Source organism: Campylobacter sp. VBCF_04 NA7 (assembly GCF_027737405.1).
In the GTDB taxonomy this organism is placed as follows: Bacteria; Campylobacterota; Campylobacteria; order Campylobacterales; family Campylobacteraceae; genus Campylobacter_B.
The window spans coordinates 77,064-96,917 of record NZ_JAOVTT010000002.1; the positions used below are offsets into that span (position 1 = coordinate 77,064).

30 protein-coding genes and 1 pseudogene are annotated in these 19,854 nt (G+C 38.5%); 29 read left to right on the plus strand and 2 right to left on the minus strand.

Features of this window, described 5'->3' with window-relative positions; all coding sequences use genetic code 11:
* The 24 genes and pseudogenes from rplC (at window position 1) to OFO00_RS02220 (ending at window position 13,215) form a co-directional block, all read left to right on the plus strand.
* Window positions 1-579 carry a 50S ribosomal protein L3 gene (rplC, locus tag OFO00_RS02105; RefSeq protein WP_270858577.1) on the plus strand — a complete coding sequence of 193 codons (579 nt, stop codon included), beginning with the start codon at window positions 1-3 and terminating at the stop codon, window positions 577-579.
* The gene (gene rplD / locus OFO00_RS02110; RefSeq protein WP_270858576.1) at window positions 576-1,190 is read left to right on the plus strand and encodes a 50S ribosomal protein L4; all 615 of its coding nucleotides are present in this window, start codon (window positions 576-578) and stop codon (window positions 1,188-1,190) included. Before rplC ends, rplD begins: the two co-directional genes overlap by 4 nt.
* Window position 1,191: 1 nt before the next feature.
* Window positions 1,192-1,473: a 50S ribosomal protein L23 gene (locus tag OFO00_RS02115; protein ID WP_270858575.1), complete on the plus strand. Its 282-nt coding sequence runs from the start codon at window positions 1,192-1,194 to the stop codon at window positions 1,471-1,473.
* A gap of 1 nt (window position 1,474) precedes the next feature.
* Complete coding sequence (rplB, locus tag OFO00_RS02120) at window positions 1,475-2,305, plus strand: 50S ribosomal protein L2 (RefSeq protein ID WP_270858574.1); 831 nt, start codon at window positions 1,475-1,477, stop codon at window positions 2,303-2,305.
* Between the two features lie 2 nt (window positions 2,306-2,307).
* Complete coding sequence (rpsS, locus tag OFO00_RS02125) at window positions 2,308-2,589, plus strand: 30S ribosomal protein S19 (RefSeq protein WP_270858573.1); 282 nt, start codon at window positions 2,308-2,310, stop codon at window positions 2,587-2,589.
* A gap of 10 nt (window positions 2,590-2,599) precedes the next feature.
* Window positions 2,600-2,911 (plus strand): annotated as a pseudogene (rplV, locus tag OFO00_RS02130) (50S ribosomal protein L22); the annotation flags it as partial.
* A gap of 19 nt (window positions 2,912-2,930) precedes the next feature.
* Window positions 2,931-3,626: a 30S ribosomal protein S3 gene (rpsC, locus tag OFO00_RS02135; RefSeq protein WP_270858572.1), complete on the plus strand. Its 696-nt coding sequence runs from the start codon at window positions 2,931-2,933 to the stop codon at window positions 3,624-3,626.
* A 2-nt stretch (window positions 3,627-3,628) separates the two neighbouring features.
* The gene (gene rplP / locus OFO00_RS02140) at window positions 3,629-4,054 is read left to right on the plus strand and encodes a 50S ribosomal protein L16 (protein ID WP_270858571.1); all 426 of its coding nucleotides are present in this window, start codon (window positions 3,629-3,631) and stop codon (window positions 4,052-4,054) included.
* On the plus strand, window positions 4,041-4,223 hold the full coding sequence (gene rpmC, locus OFO00_RS02145) for a 50S ribosomal protein L29 (RefSeq protein WP_270858570.1): 183 nt from the start codon (window positions 4,041-4,043) through the stop codon (window positions 4,221-4,223). Before rplP ends, rpmC begins: the two co-directional genes overlap by 14 nt.
* Before the next feature lie 10 nt (window positions 4,224-4,233).
* The gene (gene rpsQ / locus OFO00_RS02150; protein ID WP_270858569.1) at window positions 4,234-4,485 is read left to right on the plus strand and encodes a 30S ribosomal protein S17; all 252 of its coding nucleotides are present in this window, start codon (window positions 4,234-4,236) and stop codon (window positions 4,483-4,485) included.
* On the plus strand, window positions 4,485-4,853 hold the full coding sequence (rplN, locus tag OFO00_RS02155) for a 50S ribosomal protein L14 (RefSeq protein ID WP_270858568.1): 369 nt from the start codon (window positions 4,485-4,487) through the stop codon (window positions 4,851-4,853). Before rpsQ ends, rplN begins: the two co-directional genes overlap by 1 nt.
* Entirely contained in the window at window positions 4,853-5,086 is a 234-nt protein-coding gene (rplX, locus tag OFO00_RS02160) for a 50S ribosomal protein L24 (RefSeq protein ID WP_270858567.1), read from the plus strand. The genes rplN and rplX overlap by 1 nt, the downstream gene beginning before the upstream one ends.
* 2 nt (window positions 5,087-5,088) lie before the next feature.
* Window positions 5,089-5,634, plus strand: coding sequence for a 50S ribosomal protein L5 (gene rplE / locus OFO00_RS02165; protein WP_270858566.1), 546 nt, complete (start codon window positions 5,089-5,091; stop codon window positions 5,632-5,634).
* A 1-nt stretch (window position 5,635) separates the two neighbouring features.
* Window positions 5,636-5,821, plus strand: a complete 186-nt coding sequence (locus OFO00_RS02170) for a type Z 30S ribosomal protein S14 (RefSeq protein WP_270858565.1) — start codon at window positions 5,636-5,638, stop codon at window positions 5,819-5,821.
* 12 nt (window positions 5,822-5,833) lie between these two features.
* Window positions 5,834-6,229, plus strand: coding sequence for a 30S ribosomal protein S8 (gene rpsH, locus OFO00_RS02175; RefSeq protein ID WP_270858564.1), 396 nt, complete (start codon window positions 5,834-5,836; stop codon window positions 6,227-6,229).
* A 76-nt stretch (window positions 6,230-6,305) separates the two neighbouring features.
* Complete coding sequence (rplF, locus tag OFO00_RS02180; protein WP_270858563.1) at window positions 6,306-6,842, plus strand: 50S ribosomal protein L6; 537 nt, start codon at window positions 6,306-6,308, stop codon at window positions 6,840-6,842.
* Between the two features lie 10 nt (window positions 6,843-6,852).
* The gene (gene rplR / locus OFO00_RS02185; RefSeq protein ID WP_270858562.1) at window positions 6,853-7,209 is read left to right on the plus strand and encodes a 50S ribosomal protein L18; all 357 of its coding nucleotides are present in this window, start codon (window positions 6,853-6,855) and stop codon (window positions 7,207-7,209) included.
* Between the two features lie 15 nt (window positions 7,210-7,224).
* On the plus strand, window positions 7,225-7,668 hold the full coding sequence (gene rpsE, locus OFO00_RS02190) for a 30S ribosomal protein S5 (protein WP_270858561.1): 444 nt from the start codon (window positions 7,225-7,227) through the stop codon (window positions 7,666-7,668).
* Between the two features lie 12 nt (window positions 7,669-7,680).
* Window positions 7,681-8,082 (plus strand): 50S ribosomal protein L15, encoded by a 402-nt coding sequence (gene rplO, locus OFO00_RS02195; RefSeq protein WP_270858560.1) that lies wholly within the window; start codon window positions 7,681-7,683, stop codon window positions 8,080-8,082.
* A complete protein-coding gene (gene secY, locus OFO00_RS02200) occupies window positions 8,082-9,347 on the plus strand; it encodes a preprotein translocase subunit SecY (RefSeq protein ID WP_270858559.1) in 1,266 nt (421 codons plus the stop codon). Before rplO ends, secY begins: the two co-directional genes overlap by 1 nt.
* Window position 9,348: 1 nt before the next feature.
* On the plus strand, window positions 9,349-10,116 hold the full coding sequence (gene map, locus OFO00_RS02205; protein WP_270858558.1) for a type I methionyl aminopeptidase: 768 nt from the start codon (window positions 9,349-9,351) through the stop codon (window positions 10,114-10,116).
* A gap of 14 nt (window positions 10,117-10,130) precedes the next feature.
* Window positions 10,131-10,349, plus strand: coding sequence for a translation initiation factor IF-1 (gene infA / locus OFO00_RS02210; RefSeq protein ID WP_005869854.1), 219 nt, complete (start codon window positions 10,131-10,133; stop codon window positions 10,347-10,349).
* A gap of 130 nt (window positions 10,350-10,479) precedes the next feature.
* Window positions 10,480-11,361 carry an ABC transporter six-transmembrane domain-containing protein gene (locus tag OFO00_RS02215; protein ID WP_270864701.1) on the plus strand — a complete coding sequence of 294 codons (882 nt, stop codon included), beginning with the start codon at window positions 10,480-10,482 and terminating at the stop codon, window positions 11,359-11,361.
* A 159-nt stretch (window positions 11,362-11,520) separates the two neighbouring features.
* Window positions 11,521-13,215, plus strand: a complete 1,695-nt coding sequence (locus tag OFO00_RS02220; protein WP_270864702.1) for a DUF262 domain-containing protein — start codon at window positions 11,521-11,523, stop codon at window positions 13,213-13,215.
* A 20-nt stretch (window positions 13,216-13,235) separates the two neighbouring features.
* Here the strand turns inward: OFO00_RS02220 and OFO00_RS02225 are convergent, their stop codons facing one another.
* Window positions 13,236-13,904 (minus strand): DNA alkylation repair protein, encoded by a 669-nt coding sequence (locus tag OFO00_RS02225; RefSeq protein WP_270864703.1) that lies wholly within the window; start codon window positions 13,902-13,904, stop codon window positions 13,236-13,238.
* A 144-nt stretch (window positions 13,905-14,048) separates the two neighbouring features.
* Between OFO00_RS02225 and OFO00_RS02230 the strand changes: the two genes are divergently transcribed.
* Together OFO00_RS02230 and OFO00_RS02235 are read left to right on the plus strand one after the other, a co-directional pair.
* Complete coding sequence (locus OFO00_RS02230; RefSeq protein ID WP_270864704.1) at window positions 14,049-14,825, plus strand: 3'(2'),5'-bisphosphate nucleotidase CysQ family protein; 777 nt, start codon at window positions 14,049-14,051, stop codon at window positions 14,823-14,825.
* A gap of 45 nt (window positions 14,826-14,870) precedes the next feature.
* Window positions 14,871-15,257 (plus strand): type II secretion system protein, encoded by a 387-nt coding sequence (locus OFO00_RS02235; protein ID WP_270864705.1) that lies wholly within the window; start codon window positions 14,871-14,873, stop codon window positions 15,255-15,257.
* A gap of 14 nt (window positions 15,258-15,271) precedes the next feature.
* Here the strand turns inward: OFO00_RS02235 and OFO00_RS02240 are convergent, their stop codons facing one another.
* A complete protein-coding gene (locus tag OFO00_RS02240; RefSeq protein ID WP_270864706.1) occupies window positions 15,272-15,874 on the minus strand; it encodes a hypothetical protein in 603 nt (200 codons plus the stop codon).
* 96 nt (window positions 15,875-15,970) lie between these two features.
* On the opposite strand from OFO00_RS02240, the gene OFO00_RS02245 reads away from it, so the two are divergent.
* Genes OFO00_RS02245 through OFO00_RS02255 form a run of 3 tightly spaced genes read left to right on the plus strand, consistent with a single transcriptional unit; the run spans window position 15,971 to window position 19,732 of the window.
* Window positions 15,971-16,528: a TRAP transporter small permease subunit gene (locus OFO00_RS02245; protein WP_270862711.1), complete on the plus strand. Its 558-nt coding sequence runs from the start codon at window positions 15,971-15,973 to the stop codon at window positions 16,526-16,528.
* Entirely contained in the window at window positions 16,528-17,889 is a 1,362-nt protein-coding gene (locus OFO00_RS02250) for a TRAP transporter large permease (protein ID WP_270864707.1), read from the plus strand. The genes OFO00_RS02245 and OFO00_RS02250 overlap by 1 nt, the downstream gene beginning before the upstream one ends.
* Window positions 17,890-17,926: 37 nt before the next feature.
* Window positions 17,927-19,732, plus strand: a complete 1,806-nt coding sequence (locus OFO00_RS02255; protein WP_270864708.1) for a biotin/lipoyl-containing protein — start codon at window positions 17,927-17,929, stop codon at window positions 19,730-19,732.
* Window positions 19,733-19,854 lie beyond the last annotated feature (122 nt).

A 19,854-nucleotide genomic window follows, 5' to 3' on the forward strand; every position in this document is an offset into this window, starting at 1 on the left:
ATGGAATATATCGTAGAAAAAATAGGCATGAGTAGAACAGTCGGCATCAAAAGCACGCCTGTAACGCTTTTAAAGCTTATTAATACTAAAATTTGCGAAGTATGCAACGACAAGCAAGCTATCGTAGCTTACGCTAACGGCAAAGCATACAACAAATCTATCGCAGGAATTCAGAAAAAATATAGCCTAAGCAAAGAATTTAACAAATTCGCGACACTAAATGTCGAAAATGCTGAGGTTGGCGATCAAAGCACAGAAGTATTAAGCTCAGCTAAAATCGTAAAAGTTACTTTTACTTCAAAAGGTAAAGGTTTCCAAGGTGTTATCAAACGCCACGGTTTCTCTGGTGGCCCAGCAGCTCATGGCTCACGCTTCCACAGAAGACCAGGTTCTATCGGAAACTGCGAGTGGCCAGGTCGCGTCCAACCAGGTATGAGAATGGCAGGTCACACAGGCAATGAGACAATCACTGCTAAAAACGAGATAGTAAGCTTCGATGCTGAGAATAAAATTTTGGTAGTAAAAGGTTCTATCCCAGGATTTAATGGTGCAATGGGCAGAATAAGGATAGTAAAATGAGTAAAGTAAGCGTTCTTAATGAAAAATTAGAAAAAGCTAGCGAAATCGAGCTTCCTGCAAAATATGCAGAGGTAAATTCGCACAATTTATATTTATATGTAAAATCTTACCTTGCTTCACTTCGTGCAAATACGGCACAAACAAAAGGTCGTTCAGAAGTTAGCGGTGGTGGCAAAAAACCATGGCGTCAAAAAGGTCGTGGCGGTGCAAGAGCTGGTTCGACTAGAACAAATGTTTGGGTTGGCGGTGCGGTTGCATTTGGTCCGACAAACAACAGAAACTATGAGCAAAAAGTCAATAAAAAACAAAAACGCCTTGCGCTTGAATTTGCTATGAACGAAAAAGCAAACGAGGGCAAATTTTATGTTTTCGATAACCTAAGCGTAGAAAGCGGCAAAACAAAAGACGCTGCTAAATTTATCGAAAAACTAGGTGTAAGAGATGCTTTAATCGTTAAAAACGAGCTAGATGCACAAACACTTTTAGCATACAGAAATTTGAAAAATTGCTATGTAGTTGATGCTAGCGAAGTAAATGCTTATTTGGTTGCAGTATATAGCTCAATCGTATGCGAAAAAGCTGCATTTGAAACATTGGTGAAAGAGGACTAAAATGGCAGATATAACAGATATCAAAACTATACTTTATACAGAAAAGTCTCTTGGCCTACAAGAAAGTGGCGTAGTTGTTATTCAAACAAGTCCGTCAATGACTAAAAATGGACTAAAAAGCGTTTTGAAAGAATACTTTGGCATCGTGCCTGTAAAAGTAAATTCATTGCGCCAAGATGGTAAAGTTAAAAGATTTAGAGGAAGATTAGGCGTAAGAGATGATGTAAAGAAATTTTATGTCAAACTTCCAGAGGGTGCAACCCTAGAAAATGCGGAGGCGTAAGATGGCGATTAAAACATACAAACCATATACTCCAAGTAGAAGATTTATGACAGGTCTTAGCAGCGATGATATCACTGCAAAAGCAAGCGTTAGAAGCCTACTTGTAAAAATCCCAGCCGCTGCTGGTAGAAACAATAATGGTCGCATTACAAGCCGCCATAAAGAAGCTGGTGCTAGCAAACTTTACAGAATTATTGATTTCAAAAGAAGAAAATTTGGAATTCCAGGTAAAGTAGAGGCTATCGAATACGATCCAAACAGAAATTGTAGAATTGCTTTGATCTCTTATGCCGATGGCGAGAAACGCTATATCATCAGACCAAATGAATTAAATGTAGGCGATGTCGTTGCTTCTGCTGAGGCAGGACTAGATATCAAACCAGGCAACGCAATGAAAATGAAAAGTATCCCAGTGGGAACTATCTTGCACAATATCGAGCTAAAACCTGGCAAAGGCGCTCAAATGGCAAGATCTGCTGGTGGATATGCTCAACTAATGGGTAAAGAGGAAAAATATGTAATCCTTCGTTTGCCATCAGGCGAGATGAGAAGAGTTTTGGCTGAGTGTATGGCTACTATCGGCGTTGTTGGTAACGAAGACTGGGCCAATGTCGTTCTAGGAAAAGCTGGTCGCAATCGCCACAGAGGAATTCGCCCACAAACCAGAGGTTCTGCTATGAACCCAGTAGATCACCCACACGGTGGTGGTGAAGGCAAGAAAAATTCAGGTCGTCATCCAGTTACTCCATGGGGCAAACCTACAAAAGGTGCGAAAACTCGTCGTAAAAAAGCTAGTGATAAGCTTATAATTTCTAGAAAGAAAGGAAAATAAAAATGGCTAGATCGCTTAAAAAAGGTCCTTTCGTAGATGATCATGTAATGAAAAAAGTAGTAGCTGCAAAAGCTGCTAACGATAACAAACCAATTAAAACTTGGTCAAGACGCAGCACAATCGTTCCTGATATGATTGGACTAACATTTAATGTGCATAATGGCAAAAATTTTATCCCAGTGTATGTTACAGAACACCACATTGGTTATAAACTAGGTGAGTTTGCTCCAACTAGAACTTTCAAAGGCCACAAAGGCTCAGTTCAAAAGAAAATCGGTAAATAAGGGGAAATAAATGAGTAAATCAACTATCAAATTTGTTCGCCTTTCACCGACTAAGGCAAGACTTATCGCAAAACAAGTTCAAGGCATGAACGCTGAATTTGCACTTGCTACATTGGAATTCACTCCAAATCGTGGTGCAAAATATATCGCTACTGCTATTTCAAGCGCAGTTGCTAATGGCGGTTTTGAACCAGAGGAAGTTATAGTAAAAAGTTGTCGCGTAGATGCTGGTCCAGTTCTAAAAAGATTTAGACCACGCGCTCGTGGAACAGCAAGCAGAATCAGAAAGCCAACTTCACACATTAGCGTTGAAGTAGCAAAACCAAGTAAGGAAGCGTAGTATGGGACAAAAAGTTAATCCGATTGGTTTAAGACTAGGTATCAATAGAAACTGGGAATCAAGATGGTTTCCTGCTAAATCAACACTATCAGAAAACATCGGCGAGGATTACAAAATCCGTAAATTCCTAAAAGCTAAACTTTATTACGCAGGAATTAGCCAAATTCTTGTTGAAAGAACAGCTAAAAAAGTTCGCGTAACTATCGTTGCAGCTCGCCCAGGTGTTATCATCGGTAAAAAAGGTGGCGAAGTAGAGAATTTAAGAGCCGAAGTTGTTAAACTAGTAAATAAAGATGTGAATTTAAACATCAAAGAAGAGCGCAAAGTCGGCGCTAATGCACTTTTGGCAGCTGAAAATGTAGCTATGCAATTAGAGCGCAGGGTTGCATTTAGACGCGCTATGAAAAAAGTAATTCAAGGTGCGCAAAAAGCAGGCGCAAAAGGTATTAAAATTTCAGTTTCTGGCCGCTTAGGTGGCGCTGAAATGGCTCGCACAGAGTGGTATTTAGAGGGACGCGTTCCACTTCACACTCTAAGAGCAAAAATCGATTATGGTTTTGCTGAGGCTCATACTACATACGGAAATATCGGTATTAAAGTTTGGATTTTCAAAGGCGAAATTTTGCAAAAAGGAATTCAAGCTGAAAAAACAGAAGAAGCTTCTAAAAAACCACGCAGAACAAGAAGAGGTAAATAGCCATGTTGATGCCTAAAAGAACAAAATATCGTAAGATGATGAAAGGTCGCAATCGCGGCTACGCAACTCGCGGTAATGCTTTGACATTTGGTGATTTTGGTATCAAAGCTGTTGAAGCAGGTAGAATTAATTCACGCCAAATCGAAGCAGCTCGTATCGCGATGACTCGCTATGTAAATCGCCAAGCTAAAATTTGGATTAAGGTATTTCCTGATAAACCACTTACTAAAAAACCTCTACAAACTCGTATGGGTAAAGGTAAAGCTGGTGTAGAAGAGTGGGTAATGAATATCAAACCAGGCAGAATGATTTTCGAGATGACTGGTGTAAGTGAGGAGCAAGCAAGAGCAGCTCTTACGCTATCAATCCACAAATTACCTTTCAAAACAAAAATTGTAACTAGGGATAGCGAAAATGAAATATACTGATTTGAAAGATAAAGATTTAGCTGAGCTAAATAAGATGTTAAAAGATAATAAGTTGCTTTTATTTACGGCTAAGCAAAAGCTTAAAACAATGCAGTTAAGCAATCCTAATGAAATTCGTGCGATCAAAAAAGATATCGCTAGAATCAATACTGCTATAAAAGCAAAATAAGGATAGAGTTATGGCATTTAAAAGAGAAATTCAAGGCGTAGTCGTAAAAAAAGCGGGCAATAAAACTGCTACTATTTTGGTAGAGAGAAGAGTTATCCACCCAAGATATAGAAAAATCGTCAAAAGATTTAAAAAATATCTTATCCATGACGAGAACAATATCGTCAAAATCGGCGATACTATATCAGCAGTTGAGTGCAGACCACTTAGTGCGAAAAAAACATTTCGCTTAAAAGCGGTTTTGAAAACAGGAGTTGAATAATGATACAAAGTTTTACAAGACTTGCAGTAGCTGATAACAGCGGTGCAAAAGAACTTATGTGTATTAAAGTTTTGGGTGGTAGCAAACGCCGCTATGCAACAGTAGGCGATATTATAGTTTGTTCTGTAAAAAAAGCTCTACCAAATGGCAAGATTAAACGCGGTCAAGTTGTAAAAGCCGTCGTCGTTAGAACAAAAAAAGAGCTTCACAGAGGAAATGGCTCTTTGATTAGATTTGATGAAAATGCAGCTGTAATTTTGGATGCAAAAAAAGAGCCGATTGGCACTCGTATTTTTGGCCCAATCGGTAGAGAAGTCAGATACGGCGGTTTTATGAAAATCGTTTCATTGGCTCCGGAGGTTCTATAATGGCAGTGAAATTTAAGATTAAAAAAGGCGATCAAGTAAAAATTATCGCAGGTGATGATAAAGGCAAAACTGGCGTTGTAAAAGCTGTTTTCCCTAAAAAATCACAAGTTATAGTTGAGGGTTGTAAAATAGCTAAAAAAGCTGTTAAACCAACTGAGCAAAATCCAAGTGGCGGTTTCACAAACAAAGAAATGCCTATGGATATTTCAAATGTCGCATTGGTTGAGGGTTGATTATGAACAGATTACAAACTAAATATGTTGAGTCAATTAGACCAGCTTTACAAAAAGAATTTGATATAAAAAATCCTATGCTAATTCCGGCACTTGAAAAAATCGTAATTAGCGTTGGTGTAGGCGAATCTGGCAAAGATCAAAAAGTGCTTCAAAACATGGCTGATACAATCTCTTTGATTGCAGGTCAAAAAGCACTTATTGTAAATGCAAAGAAATCAGTTGCTGGTTTTAAAGTCAGAGAGGGATTTCCTGTCGGTATTATGGTTACATTGCGCAAAGAGCAAATGTATGCGTTTTTTGATAAACTTATCTCAATCGCATTACCAAGAGTAAAAGACTTCCGTGGTGTTGCACGCAATGGCTTTGATGGTCGCGGTAACTATAACTTCGGTTTGCAAGAGCAATTAATGTTCCCTGAGGTAGAGTATGATAATATCCTAAGAACTCACGGTATGAACATTACAATCGTAACTACAACAAATAGCGATAAAGAGGCGTTTAAATTGCTAGAATTATTTGGCATGCCTTTCGCAAAAGGAAAGTAATATGGCAAAAAAATCAATGATAGCTAAGGCAAAACGCCCTGCTAAATTCAGCTCTCGTGCATATACAAGATGCCAAATTTGCGGTCGTCCGCACTCTGTTTATAGAGATTTTGGAATTTGCCGTGTATGTTTAAGAAAAATGGCTAATGAGGGTCTAATCCCTGGCCTTAAAAAAGCTAGCTGGTAAGAAGGAGTAGATATGGTAAATGATCTTATTTCAGACGGATTAACCCGCATTAGAAATGCAGCTATGAGACGCTTAGACACTGCTAAATTGTTTCACTCAAATGTTGTAGAGGCTACTCTTAAAATTTTAGCTCAAAAGGGCTATATCGAGAGCTACAATGTAGTAGAAGAGGGAAACAAAAAATTCATCAATGTTGTTTTAAAATATGATGAAAAAGGCAGAAGTGTAATCAACGAAGTAAAAAGAGTTTCAAAACCTGGACGCCGTGTTTATCAAGGTAAAGACGAGATCAAAAGATTTAAAAATGGTTATGGAACAGTAGTTGTTAGCACTAGCAAAGGCGTTATGAGCGGTATCGAAGCTAGTAAAGCTGGCGTTGGCGGCGAAGTGCTTTGCACTATTTGGTAAAAAGTTCTACTTTTTATGGCATTGTGGTATCCATTCGTAAAAGTAGTCATACCCTAGACAAATAAAAAGGAAAATTATGTCAAGAATTGGTAAAAAACCTATCTCTATTCCAAACGGAGTAGAGGTAAAAATCGATGGTTCATCTTTAAAATTTAAAAAAGCAAACAACGAAAGAGTCCTTGATTTAAAGGGCAATGTCGATGTTAAAATCGAAGATGGCCAAATTTCATTTTCACCAAAAGGTGAAGATAGACAAAGCAGAGCGTATTGGGGAACATACCGTGCGCTAGCTAACAACATCGTTATTGGCCTAACTGACGGCTTTACAAAACAGCTTGAAATCAACGGCGTTGGTTACAGAGCTGCGATGAAAGGCAAAGTTTTAGAGCTAAACCTAGGTTTTTCTCATCCGATAAATTTCGATTCACCAGCAGGTATTGAAATTTCAGTAGATAAAAACATCATCACAATCAAAGGCGACGATAAACAAAAAGTTGGTCAAGTCGCTGCTGAGATTAGAGGATTTAGACCACCTGAGCCATACAAAGGCAAAGGTGTAAAATATGTCGAAGAGCATATTATCCGCAAAGCCGGTAAAACATCTAAAAAATAAGGGTTGAGAAATGACAGCAAATGTATTAAAAAGAAAAATATCTCTAAGAATTAAGAGAAAAAGAAGAATTCGTGCAAAAATTTCCGGCACTAGCTCTTGCCCTAGAATTTCTATTTTCAAATCAAATAGAACAGTTTATGCGCAAGTAATCGATGATGTTGAGGGAAAAACAATATGCGCTGCCAGCGGTAAAACTTTGGGTGTGAAAGCAAACAAAGAAGGCGCTGCTAGCCTTGGCAAAGATTTGGCTGCTAAGCTAAAAGATAAAGGCATTTCTGAGGCGCTTTTTGATAGAAACGGTTATTTATATCACGGAGTGATTGTAAGTTTTGCTGATGCGTTACGCGAAAACGGCATCAAACTATAAACCAAAGGAATTATCGTGGAAAAATATAATAGAGAAGAATTCGAAGAAGTAATCGTTAATATCGGTAGGGTTACAAAGGTCGTAAAAGGTGGTAGAAGATTTAGATTTACTGCCCTAATCGTTGTTGGTAACAGAAATGGTTTAGTTGGCTTTGGTTTTGGAAAATCAAAAGAGGTTCCAGACGCGATTAAAAAAGCCGTAGATGATGCGTTTAAAAACATCATCGAGGTTAAACTAAACGGTTCGACAATCACTCACGATGTAGAGGTTAAATACAACGCTAGTAGAATTTTGCTTAAACCAGCTAGCGAAGGTACCGGCGTAATCGCAGGCGGATCTGTTCGCCCTGTTTTAGAACTTGCAGGCGTTAAAGATATTTTGACTAAGTCTCTTGGTTCAAACAACTCATCAAATGTCGTAAGAGCTACAATGAAGGCTCTTAGCATGCTAAAACACTAACAAGGATTTAAGATGGGATTAGAAAATCTTCAAAAAGCACCAGGCTCTACTCATAGCACCAAAAGACTAGGTCGTGGTCAAGGTAGCGGTCTTGGCAAAACAGCAGGTCGCGGTGGCAAAGGTCAAACTGCGCGCACTGGCTCACATGAAAAAAGAGGTTTTGAGGGTGGTCAACAACCACTTCAAAGAAGATTACCAAAGGTTGGTTTTTATTCAAGATTTGAAAAACCTTATGTAATCAATGTAGAAAAAATTTCAGCTGTAAAAGAGCTAAGCGAGATTACAGTTGATACTATCAGAACTGTTCATAAAATGTCTAGCTCTGTAAAAGTAGTAAAACTTATCGGTGCAAGTGCAAAAGATCTTGCTAGCAAGATAAAAGACGAAAATGTAAAATTTAGCGGACAAAACTAATGAACAAAACACTTCGCAACAAGATACTCATTACATTGGGTTTTCTATTTGCTTTCAGGCTACTGGCTTATGTGCCAGTGCCGGGCGTTGATGTTGAGGTGATAAAAGAATTTTTCAATACAAACAAAGACAATGCCTTTGGTATGTTTAATATGTTTAGCGGTGGCGCGGTCGAAAGATTTAGCGTCATTTCGCTGGGCATTATGCCATACATTACAGCTTCGATTATTATGGAGCTATTATCTGCTACATTTCCAAATTTAGGCAAACTAAAAAAAGAGCGCGACGGTATGCAAAAATATATGCAAATTATTCGTTACGCTACAATCGCTATTGCGCTTGTGCAAGCAATCGGTGTTAGTATCGGTTTGCAGGGCATTACGGGCGTAAATGGCGCGAAGGCTATCATGGCAGAAAATACAAACGAATTTATATTTATTTCGTGTATTTCTATGCTTGTAGGCACTATGCTTTTGATGTGGATTGGCGAGCAGATTACTCAAAGAGGTGTTGGAAACGGCACGAGCTTAATCATCTTTGCCGGTATTGTTAGCGCAATACCAACGGCGATCGGCGGCACAGTTCAGCTCGTAAATAATGGCGAACTTAATATCTTAAAATTAATCGCAATCGCCTTAATTATTTTTGCTACAATCGCGGCGATTTTGTATGTCGAGCTAGGCGAGCGCAGGATTCCAATCTCGTTTCCTCGCAAAATTTTAATGGCGAACCAAAACAAACGCATTATGAATTATGTGCCAATCAAGCTAAATTTAAGCGGTGTTATTCCGCCAATTTTCGCTAGTGCGGTATTGATGTTTCCTAGCACGATTTTGACTGCTAGCACAAATTCTTTTGTCCAAAAAGTAGCTGACTTTATCAATCCAAGTAGCTATTTCTTTAATCTTTTGACATTTATTTTAGTTGTATTTTTTGCGTATTTTTACGCTTCAATCGCGTTTAATTCCAAAGATATCAGCGAAAATTTGAAAAAACAAGGTGGATTTATCCCCGGAATTCGTCCGGGTGAGGGCACAGCGACATTTTTAAATGATGTTGCATCTCGCCTTACATTTTGGGGTTCGATTTATCTAGGCTTGGTGACTGTTATTCCATGGTTGCTAGTCAAATTTATGGGTGTTCCATTTTATTTCGGTGGCACGAGCGTGCTAATCGTAGTGTCAGTTGCACTTGATACTATGAGAAGAATCGAAGCGCAAGTGTATATGAACAAATACCAAACCCTAAGTGCCGTTGGACTATAAAATGGCAATTTTACTCAAAAATCAAAAAGATTTAGAGGGTTTGCGAGCGGCGAATAAAATCGTCGCCGCTGCCCTTGATTATGCGGAAGAATTCATAAAACCCGGTATGACGCTTTTAGAAGTGGATAAAAAAATCGATGATTTTATCACAAGCAAGGGCGCATATCCGGCATTTAAAGGGCTTTATGGTTTCCCAAACGCAGCTTGTCTTTCGCTAAATGAAGTTATAATCCATGGCATACCTGATAACACTATCCTAAAAGAGGGCGACATACTAGGTATCGATCTAGGCTCTCGGTTAAATGGATATTACGGCGATAGCGCACGCACTTTGCCGATTGGTAAAATTTCAAAATCAGACGAAGAGCTCATCGCATGCAGCAAAGACGCACTGTATCATGCTATCGACACGATAAAGGTCGGCATGCACTTCAAAGAGCTATGCCTAGCTATCGAGCAATTTATCAGAGCGCGCGGATATGTGCCACTATATGGATTTTGCGGGCATGGAATCGGCAAAAAACCGCACGAAGAGCCTGAGATCCCAAATTATTTAGAGGGCAACAATCCAAAATCAGGGCCAAAAATCAAAAACGGCATGGTCTTTTGTATCGAGCCGATGATTTGCCAAAAAGACGGCACCCCAGTCGTGGGCGCTGATAAATGGACGACGACGAGCAAAGACGGCCTTAGGACGGCTCATTATGAGCATTGCTTGGCTGTGGTAAATAACAAAGTCGAAATTCTAAGCAAAAGCTTGAAAGATTAAAAGGAGAAAATTTAATGGCAAAAGATGATGTCATTGAGATTGATGGCAATGTAATCGAGGCGTTGCCAAATGCGACATTTAAGGTCGAGCTTGATAACAAGCATGTGATTTTGTGCCATATCGCAGGCAAAATGCGTATGCACTATATCAAAATCATGCCGGGCGATCGCGTCAAAGTCGAGCTTACGCCATACAGCCTTGATAAGGGCAGAATCACTTATCGCTACAAATAAATTTTGCATTGTCTAAAATTTAACTGCATAGTTAAATTTTAGATACTTTTTTATAATTAAAATCAAATTTAAATCTTATTAAATTTTCCCCTTTATACTTGCGCGATTTAATTCAAATTTAGGAATTTTTATGCAAAAAAGTGCGTTTAAAACGCTTATTTTCATCGCGTTGAAACATTACAAAAAGCTGATTTTTACATTTTCGTTGGTGATTTTGGAAAATTTGGCCTTTATGCTCTATCCGATTTTTGGCGGATTTGCGATAAATAAAATTCTAGCAGGCGAGGCGAAAATCGCGATAATTTATATTTTTGTGATATTTGGAATTTGGTTTTTGGGCGCTATTAGGCGCAAAATCGACACCTACGCATTTAGCAAAATTTATGCAAATTTAGCCGTCAATATCATCTCAAACGAACGAAGCTCAAACGCAAGCGTGAGCCAGACAAGCGCACGCGTCGCGCTTTCGCGTGAATTTATAAATTTTTTCGAACACTCCTTTCCTATGCTTTTTACCTCTGTGGTTTCGATTTTGGGAAGTGTTTTTATGCTATATTTTTACGAGCCGATTGTAGCGAGCTTTTGTCTAATCATAGTCGCTGTTTTAGCACCCTTTTTGCCACGATATATTCGCAAAAATGATAGATTTTATTTGAAGCTAAACAACCGCAACGAAAACGAGGTAAATCTCATAGAAAAAGGTAGCCCTATCGCCGTTTTGCGCCACTACGATTTGCTTTCGCGTATTCGCACTATCTCGAACCGCGAGGCGATTGGCTATCTCATCGTAGGCTCGATTTGTGCGCTAGCGTTTAGTTTGGCAGCTTATCTTTTGGCGGTCAAACAAACAGACGCTGGGTATATTTTTACCGTGATGAATTATATTTGGACTTTTGCGATTAGCCTAGATGACGCGCCGCGCCTAATCGAAGAGTTTTCGCAGCTCAAAGACATTGGCAAAAGGGTAAATGCGCTAGAAAACGATGATAAAAATAGCGACGAAATTCGCTAAAATTCAGCGCAAATTAGGGCAAATTTGACTACAAATTTAGCCCTGAATTTGTTATTAAATTTTAATCAAATTTTTAAATTTTTCCAAATTTTATTGAACTTTTACACCCCCCATGTATAATAGCCGAATTTTATTTTGAAAATTTTAGTGAGGTGTAATGTGGAAGCTCGTGAAAATACTTTTAGTGCAATAGTTTTGCAAGAACATAAACTTATTATTCCATTTTTTCAAAGAACATATAAGTGGGATAGTGAAAATTGGGCAAGATTATTCGAAGATTTGATTTCGTCTTTTAATGATGGTGTTGAGCCTTTTTTGGGTTCTATTATTTTAAAACGACTTCAAGGTAGCAAAAATGAAGCGCAGATAATAGACGGACAACAAAGATTAACAACATTATCGATTTTACTAAAAGCCTTAATTGATCAAATTGACAATGAAAATATATCTGATTTTAAAAATTTTCTCTATAAACCATTTACAAAAAATGAGATAAAAATTCAACACTCTTTGATAGATAGAGAAAAATATTCAAAAGTTTTAAATAATGAAAATTTTGATCAAAATGAAGAAACTGGCATTTTTGGGTGTTATAATTATTTTACAAAGAAAATACAAGAAGAATTTGGCAAAGACGAAGATAGAAAATTTAAATTTGCGCAAACTGTTTTTTCTGAACATAAATCATTAGTGTCTGTATTTTTGCAAGATAAAGAAGATGAGCAAAAAATCTTTGATGCCATAAATTCAACAGGTGTTACACTAAGCGCAACAGATATTATAAAAAATTCGCTGTTTGATAAAATTATTAAAGAAACAAATGAAGAAAAAGCCATAAAATTATACGATGAATATTGGCGAAATATTTTTGAAAAAGATGATGATGAGCAGACATTTTGGGATACCACAATCAAAACTGGTAGTGATACTAGAACAAAAGGCGAAATTTTATTTCATGCGATTGCAGTTGTAAAAGGTATTTTTAAAGAAACGGATAATTTGTCTAAATTAAGTGCCATATATAAAAACCATATATACAAATTGAACGAAGATGAATTGATAAATTTTTTAAAAGAAATTAAAAAATTTGCGTTGATATATCGAAATTTGCCAGAAATGAAAAATGATGATTTGTTTGTATATAATTATGAGACAAGATTTTTTCATATTTGTCAATTTACAAATGTAAAAACGCCATTTTTGCCAATTATTTTTATCTTAAAAGATGAATTTAGAGATAAATCCGATGAATATAAAAAATGTTTTTTATTAATGGAAATTTTTATATTTTTCAGAAGTATTTGTGGCAAAAGAACATCGCCATATAATAAAAATGTAATAAAAATCATAAAAGATTATCAAACTAATAAAGGCATTTATGAAATCTTAAAACAAAATCTTTCTGATATTCCACTAGCAGATGAGGTTAGAGAAGTATTTTATAATATTTCTAACAAATCTGCGAAATTTATCTTGTTTTGGATTGAGCTTTGTAGGGAATTTGGTAAAAAGGATTATATTGATAAGAGTGGCTTAAATTATGTCTATGAGCTAGAACATATTATGCCACAATCTTGGCAAGAAAATTGGTCAGATAACGCAAATAGTAAGGACGAGGCGGATAAATTGATTTATCAGATTGGAAATATGGCACTTCTAAAAGGTAAATTAAATGCAAAAGTTCAAAATTCATCATGGAAAGATAAAAGACTAGAATATGATAAATATATCGGGAATTTATCGATAAATAAAGAACTTTTAGATAAAGAAATTTGGGATAAAAACAAGATTGAACAAAGAAGTGAAAATTTGATAAAAGAATTTTTTGAAATTTGGAATTATGATGAATTATAAAAGTTAGGTTGCTTTGCAACCTAACTTTTTAATGCTCTAAATTTCGCCTTACTTTCATTGCTAAATCGCAAACTTTCGCAGATTTTTTTAATCGCAAGATTTTTGATTTTTTCGTTTTTATACCCTTGCAAAAACTCGTAAATTTCACGCTCAAATTTCACGGCGAATTCGCACAGCGCCCACGCTGCTGCCATTTGGACATAGTATTTCTCGCTTCGCTCAGCGCGCGCAGTATCTAGTAAAAGCGCCAAATCTCGCGAATTTACGAAATTTACCAGCAAATTCACATAAAAAAATCGCTTCTCAAACTCGCCCCTAGCCTCCCTAAAACCAAGCGTAAATTCCCTCCACAGCTCTAAATCATTTTTGCGTTTGGCGCAAAATGTATCGCAAACGCCCCAGTTTGTGATACGAGAGATAAAATCTCGCGCCAAATTTATGCGATTTTTTTCGCTGATTTTTAGCGAATTTATCAAAATCGCTTTTAGGGTCATTTCTTCGCTAAATTCGCCCTTGGCGCGGATAAATTCTAAAATTTCACCCTCGCTTTTTTCATGCAAAACCTGCTTTGCAAGCGCGCGTAAATGTGGCATTTTCACGCCCAAAATTCGCGCTCCCGGCAGAATTTTCGCGCTAAATTTGGCGTATTTTTCATCGCTTAAATTTCGCAAATTCTCTAAAATTTCCATTTTTTGCCCCTTGAATTTGCAAAAATTTTATAAATTTTGCCCTTAAAATTTAATCTAGCTTTTTTAAAGCTTTGTTGTGCTAAAATACAAATCTTTCAATTCTACGATTACAACGATTCTTACCGCTTATTTTTGGAGGCGAAAATGAATAAAGATGAACTTTTGAATTTAGCCGTGGTTGCGGCAAAGCGCGCAAACAAGGCGATTATGGAGCATTATGAGAAATTTGATGTCTATGTCAAAGAGGACAAATCTCCGCTAACAACCGCGGATTTGGCTGCAAATGATGCGATTGTAAGCACGCTAGCACCTAGTGGGATTGCGATTTGCTCCGAAGAGAGCGTGATGAGCGCAGATGAGCGCATGAGCGCAAAGAGGTTTTGGCTAGTCGATCCGCTTGATGGGACGAAGGAATTCATCGCGCGAAATGGCGAATTTTGCGTTTGTATCGCGCTGATAGAGGACGGAAGGCCGATTTTGTCGGTGATTTCATCGCCTGTAAGTGGCGATGTGTATAGCAGTAATGGCGGTGGCATCGTCTATAAAAATGGCGAAAAAATCGAGCAAAAACCAAATTCGCCAAAGACCTTTATGATAGGCCGAAATGGCAGAGGCTCAAAATACATGCCGTTTTGCGAGGAATTTGGGCTTGAATTTATTAGGCTTGGCTCTGCGCTGAAATTTTGCGTAATGGCGGAAAATGGGGCGAGCGCGTATGGTAGGTTTAGCGATTGTTCGCTGTGGGATATCGCGGCTGGGGATTTTATAATCCATCAAAGCGGCGGCGCGATAATCGACCTTAAAACAGGCGTCGCTCCGCTGTATAACGGCAAAAGTTTGATAAATAATCACTACATTGTCGTCGATGCAAATACAATAAATTTATTATCAAAAATGGTAGAATTTGCGAAAAATTTATAGATTGTGGTAGAATACGCCTGCAAAATTTTTATCAAAGGATAAGAAATGAAACAGGCTTTTACAATGATCGAATTAATTTTCGTGATTGTTATTTTGGGTATTTTGGCGGCGGTAGCTATCCCTAGACTAGCTGCTACCAGAGATGACGCAGAGATTGTCAAAGCGGCGCAAAATATCACTACATCGCTAACCGATCTCATGGGTTATTACACGGCAAAAGGTGCTTATGCGCAGGAATTTAAGCAAATGACAAGTGTTGCAAATCCTATCAAAGTAAAAGATAATGTTTGCGCTACATACTCATTTGTAACCGATAAGCAAATATTGCTAAAAAGAGGCTACGACGGGCTTTGCACTAGCGTTTGGAGGTTTAATGATCTAAAAGATCTATCGACCATTTACAGCTCAGATGCTCTAATCATCGTAGAGTAACTCTCACGCAGGGGCTATCCCCTGCGCCTGATAAATCCCAAAACTACTCCCAAAACACAGACAAAAGCAAAAAACCCAAATACAATAAACCAAAGCGTAGGCAAACTTAGGCTTTTTGAGCTTACAAAAAGATACCAGCCATCATTATAAGCGCTAATTAAATTCGCGCGCATACCGCTGATTTCGAAATTTGCAGGCGGTGTGGGTATATCAAAAGCGCAAGAATTATATGATTTAAAAAGCGAAATTTTATTTAAATCAAAACTCAAAAATTTATTCGCTCCAGCGCAGTTCATCACGCCGTCCATATCGCTACTAGCGCGCACTGCTTTGTGCAGATACGATAGGCTTTTCGCACAAATTAGCCCGCCAAGCGCGCCATAAAACCACAAAAAATACCCACAAATCGCGCTTAGGCCCTCCTTGCTAAATGCCACAAAAATCACGCCCAGAGCTAAAACGCACAAATCAAACCTAAGCCTAGCGCTGAAAATTTCAGGATACATAAACAAGAAATTTTGCAAAAAGCAGTATGAAAAGCAAACCCACAAACCCGCCCAAACTGCGCAAAATAGCAGAAATTTGCGAGAATATTTATTGTTAAATTTTAAATCCATTTTTATCCTTTTTTGTTCGTTATTTTATTATTTTTTGCGCTAAATTTCGATAAAATCGCAGGTTTATTTTGAAATTTAATACAAAAAGGTTCAAATTTGAGGAAAAATCTCCAAATTTTAGAAAAAATTTTCGATAGTTTTGCGAAAATTTTAGGTTTTTTTAGCATTGTTTTTTTAGCCCTTTTAGTCCTTTGCGTTTTTTACAATGTCGTTGCGCGCTATCTCTTTCCAAGTGCGAATTCTGTGGCTATGCAAGAGATTAGCTGGTGGCTGTTTTCGGCGATGTTTTTGTTCGGCTCAACCTATACTTTACAGCAAAATTCCCATGTCAGGGTCGATGTGCTATATGAAAAATTTCGCCCCAAAACAAAGGCGATTATCAATATTTTAGGCACAATCTTTTTTATCTTGCCATTTGTGGCGCTCGTGGCGTATTTTTCGCTAGATTTCGCGCTCGAAGCCTATGAGAGCAAAGAATCCAGCCCAAATCCAGGCGGATTAACGAATTTATGGATAATCAAATCATTTATTAGCCTATCTTATGTCTTTTTGTTTATTTATTCGTTTGGGTTTTTGATAAAAAATATAAATTTGCTAATCCACAACCACCACGGCGAATTTTTAGACGAAAATTCTAGCGCAAAGGCTGTGTGATGATAGGGATTATAATGTTTGGCGCAGCGCTTTTTATGCTGCTTTTGGGATTTCCAGTAGCCTTTACATTTGGGGCTGTGGCGGTGATTTTTGGATTTATTTATGGCGTGAGTGAGGCGTGGGAATACGCCGAGGGAAGCGAGGTTTTTACAGAGGCTATAAGCGAAATGAGCAACCAGTTTTTCTCTCTTATGCCAAACCGAATTTACTCGATTATGGAAAATCAGCTTCTAATCGCGGTTCCGCTTTTTATTTTAATGGGTATGATTTTGCAAAAAACGCGCTTAGCTGAGAGACTTTTAGAATCTATGGCGTTTTTATTTGGCGGGGTGCGCGGTGGCGTGGCGATTAGCACGGTTTTGGTGGGTGCGCTTTTGGCGGCTACGACTGGGATTGTGGGTGCTAGCGTGATCGCTATGGGTATTATTAGCCTGCCTGTGATGATGAAATACGGCTACGACAAAGCCCTATCTACCGGCACTATCGCAGCTTCTGGCACGCTTGGGCAGATTATTCCGCCCTCAATCGTGCTAATCATTTTAGGCGATGTTTTTTCGGTATCAGTAGGCGAGCTATTTTCCGCAGCTATCGTGCCGGGGCTCGTTTTGGTGGGACTTTATATAGTTTTTATCCTCATAATATCGTATGCCAAAAAAGACTGCGCGCCAGAGCTTCCTAAAATCGATGATGAAACCAAAGCTCGCCAAATTTTTAATGCTCTAAAAAATGTCGTGCCTGTTTTTGTGCTGATTTTGCTAGTGTTAGGATCAATCTTTGGCGGTATTGCAACACCTACGGAAAGTTCATCTGTGGGCTGCGTGGGCGCGATAATTTTGTCATTTTTATACCGCACATTTTCATTTTCTTTGCTTTACGACGCACTTCGCCAAAGCGTGAAAATTTCTGGCATGGTTTTTATGATTTTAATGGGCGCAACAGCCTTTTCTATGATTTTTTCATATACAGGCGGGGACTATGTCGTGGAGGATTTCATGCACGCGCTTCCTGGCAAAGAGTGGGGATTTATCGCGCTAACTATGATTGTCATCATAATTTTGGGCTTTTTCCTTGATTATGTTGAAATTTCATATATCATTTTGCCGATTTTATTCCCGATTGTAGAGGCAATGAATATAAATCCAGTTTGGTTTGCGATACTAATCGCTGTAAATTTACAAACATCATTTATGACGCCACCTTTTGGATTTTCGATATTTTTCCTAAAAGGTGTCGCGCCAAAATCAGTGCGCACAATAGATATCTATCGTGGAGTGTTGCCGTTTATCGGACTTCAAATTTTAGTTCTTTTCGCCCTTGCGATTTATCCAGAAATTTTTGGATTAAAAGCTTTTTTAGGCTAGAAATTGTAGAATTTAGAATTATTTTAAAGGAGTTAGCATGAGCAAAAAATTTATTGATGTTATGGACACTACATTTCGCGATGGTTTCCAATCTGTCTTTGGTGCGCGTGTAGCGATGAAGGACTTTTTGCCAGCAGTGAGCGCGGCAAAAGAGGCTGGGATTAGACACTTTGAATTTGGCGGTGGAGCTAGATTTCAGAGTTTGTATTTTTATCTAAACGAAGACGCGTTTGCGATGATGGATAAATTCCGCGAAACCGTGGGAGACGAGGCAAACCTGCAAACCCTAGCCAGAGGCGTAAATACCGTTACGCTTGATACTGGTTCGCGCGAAATGATAGATATGCATGCCAAACTCTTTGCCAAACACGGAACTACGACTATTCGAAATTTTGACGCCTTAAACGATGTCGAAAATTTAAAATATAGTGGCGAGCGTATCAAAGCGCACGGCTTAAAACACGAAATTACCGTTACTATGATGGATTTACCACCTCGTTGCTCTGGCGCGCATGATCCTGAATTTTATGCTGGAATTTTACGCAAAATTTTAGAGGCTGGAATTCCTTTTGATAGCGTTTGTTTTAAAGACGCTAGCGGAACTTCAAGCCCACAAAAGGTTTTTGAGACCATAAGAAGAGCGCGCAAACTCCTAGGAAACGATATTCATATCAGACTTCACACCCATGAAACAGCTGGTGTTAGCGTGGCTTGCTATCAAGCAGCCCTAGCAGCAGGCGTCGATGGAATCGATCTAGCTGCTTATCCAGTCAGTGGAGGAACTAGCCAACCAGATATTTTGACGATTTTGCACGCGACAAAGGGGCAAAATTTTGATTTCGGCTTTGACGCTGAGAAAATTTTAAAATACGAAGAGGTTTTGGAGGATTGTTTGAAGGATTATTTCTTGCCACCAGAAGCGACAATGGTAAGTCCGATAATCCCATTTTCGCCTATGCCGGGCGGTGCCCTAACCGCAAATACGCAAATGATGCGCGATAACAAAATCATGGATAAATTCCCCTCTGTCATCAAAGCTATGCGCGAAGTCGTCGAAAAGGGCGGTTATGGCACGAGTGTAACGCCTGTAAGTCAATTTTATTTCCAACAAGCATTTAATAATGTAATGTTTGGAGAGTGGAAAAAAATCGCTGAGGGATACGGCAAAATGGTGCTTGGATACTTTGGTAAGACCCCAGTTGCCCCTGATAGCGAGGTCGTAAGATTAGCTAGCGAGCAACTTGGCTTAGAGCCTACTACCAAAAATGCCGTTGATTTGGCTGATTTGGACGAGACAAAGAGCATTGCTTATGCTAAAAAACAGCTAGAAGATGAAAATATCGAGCCAAGCGAGGAAAATATATTTATTGCTCTTGCGTGCCGTGAAAAGGGCATTGCCTTCTTAAAAGGCGAGGGCAAGGTAATGATCCGCAAAAACGAAGCAAAAGAATCTAGCGAGGGCAGTGAGAAAAAGGCAAAATCTGATAAATTTGACATTAATGTCAATGGCAAAGCCTATGCGGTGGAATTTAGCGGAAATAAGGTCTTAGTAAATGGCGATAGCTACAATGTCAGCATTGGCGCGCCAGAGCCTAGCGAGGCCAAAACTGAGGCGAAATCAACTGCAAATAGCGATGATATCGTGGCTAGCCTGCCAAGTAATGTGTTTAAAATTTTAGTCAAACCTGGCGAAAAAGTCGTAGCTGGTCAAACCGTAGTCGTGCTAGAAGCTATGAAAATGGAGATAAACATCGAAAGCCCAAGAGACGGCGAAGTCGCTGAAATTTTGGTATTCCAAGGTCAAAGCGTCGATGCAGATGACCCATTAATCCACTTAAAATAACTTTAATTTAACTACCACAGGGGTGGAATTTAGCGGGTTTCGCCCCTTTTTAAATTTACAAAAACGATAAATTTACTTCAAATTCCACAATCCTAATAAAGGTTAATCAAATTTCGATATAA

What these genes read in the sequence shown, in the direction of transcription:
- rplC (WP_270858577.1), top strand. Translation starts at nt 1, where the DNA reads ATGGAATATATCGTAGAAAAAATAGGCATGAGTAGAACAGTCGGCATC.
- rplD (WP_270858576.1), top strand. Translation starts at nt 576, where the DNA reads ATGAGTAAAGTAAGCGTTCTTAATGAAAAATTAGAAAAAGCTAGCGAA.
- OFO00_RS02115 (WP_270858575.1), top strand. Translation starts at nt 1,192, where the DNA reads ATGGCAGATATAACAGATATCAAAACTATACTTTATACAGAAAAGTCT.
- rplB (WP_270858574.1), top strand. Translation starts at nt 1,475, where the DNA reads ATGGCGATTAAAACATACAAACCATATACTCCAAGTAGAAGATTTATG.
- rpsS (WP_270858573.1), top strand. Translation starts at nt 2,308, where the DNA reads ATGGCTAGATCGCTTAAAAAAGGTCCTTTCGTAGATGATCATGTAATG.
- rpsC (WP_270858572.1), top strand. Translation starts at nt 2,931, where the DNA reads ATGGGACAAAAAGTTAATCCGATTGGTTTAAGACTAGGTATCAATAGA.
- rplP (WP_270858571.1), top strand. Translation starts at nt 3,629, where the DNA reads ATGTTGATGCCTAAAAGAACAAAATATCGTAAGATGATGAAAGGTCGC.
- rpmC (WP_270858570.1), top strand. Translation starts at nt 4,041, where the DNA reads ATGAAATATACTGATTTGAAAGATAAAGATTTAGCTGAGCTAAATAAG.
- rpsQ (WP_270858569.1), top strand. Translation starts at nt 4,234, where the DNA reads ATGGCATTTAAAAGAGAAATTCAAGGCGTAGTCGTAAAAAAAGCGGGC.
- rplN (WP_270858568.1), top strand. Translation starts at nt 4,485, where the DNA reads ATGATACAAAGTTTTACAAGACTTGCAGTAGCTGATAACAGCGGTGCA.
- rplX (WP_270858567.1), top strand. Translation starts at nt 4,853, where the DNA reads ATGGCAGTGAAATTTAAGATTAAAAAAGGCGATCAAGTAAAAATTATC.
- rplE (WP_270858566.1), top strand. Translation starts at nt 5,089, where the DNA reads ATGAACAGATTACAAACTAAATATGTTGAGTCAATTAGACCAGCTTTA.
- OFO00_RS02170 (WP_270858565.1), top strand. Translation starts at nt 5,636, where the DNA reads ATGGCAAAAAAATCAATGATAGCTAAGGCAAAACGCCCTGCTAAATTC.
- rpsH (WP_270858564.1), top strand. Translation starts at nt 5,834, where the DNA reads ATGGTAAATGATCTTATTTCAGACGGATTAACCCGCATTAGAAATGCA.
- rplF (WP_270858563.1), top strand. Translation starts at nt 6,306, where the DNA reads ATGTCAAGAATTGGTAAAAAACCTATCTCTATTCCAAACGGAGTAGAG.
- rplR (WP_270858562.1), top strand. Translation starts at nt 6,853, where the DNA reads ATGACAGCAAATGTATTAAAAAGAAAAATATCTCTAAGAATTAAGAGA.
- rplO (WP_270858560.1), top strand. Translation starts at nt 7,681, where the DNA reads ATGGGATTAGAAAATCTTCAAAAAGCACCAGGCTCTACTCATAGCACC.
- secY (WP_270858559.1), top strand. Translation starts at nt 8,082, where the DNA reads ATGAACAAAACACTTCGCAACAAGATACTCATTACATTGGGTTTTCTA.
- map (WP_270858558.1), top strand. Translation starts at nt 9,349, where the DNA reads ATGGCAATTTTACTCAAAAATCAAAAAGATTTAGAGGGTTTGCGAGCG.
- infA (WP_005869854.1), top strand. Translation starts at nt 10,131, where the DNA reads ATGGCAAAAGATGATGTCATTGAGATTGATGGCAATGTAATCGAGGCG.
- OFO00_RS02215 (WP_270864701.1), top strand. Translation starts at nt 10,480, where the DNA reads ATGCAAAAAAGTGCGTTTAAAACGCTTATTTTCATCGCGTTGAAACAT.
- OFO00_RS02225 (WP_270864703.1), bottom strand. Translation starts at nt 13,904, where the DNA reads ATGGAAATTTTAGAGAATTTGCGAAATTTAAGCGATGAAAAATACGCC.
- OFO00_RS02230 (WP_270864704.1), top strand. Translation starts at nt 14,049, where the DNA reads ATGAATAAAGATGAACTTTTGAATTTAGCCGTGGTTGCGGCAAAGCGC.
- OFO00_RS02235 (WP_270864705.1), top strand. Translation starts at nt 14,871, where the DNA reads ATGAAACAGGCTTTTACAATGATCGAATTAATTTTCGTGATTGTTATT.
- OFO00_RS02240 (WP_270864706.1), bottom strand. Translation starts at nt 15,874, where the DNA reads ATGGATTTAAAATTTAACAATAAATATTCTCGCAAATTTCTGCTATTT.
- OFO00_RS02250 (WP_270864707.1), top strand. Translation starts at nt 16,528, where the DNA reads ATGATAGGGATTATAATGTTTGGCGCAGCGCTTTTTATGCTGCTTTTG.
- OFO00_RS02255 (WP_270864708.1), top strand. Translation starts at nt 17,927, where the DNA reads ATGAGCAAAAAATTTATTGATGTTATGGACACTACATTTCGCGATGGT.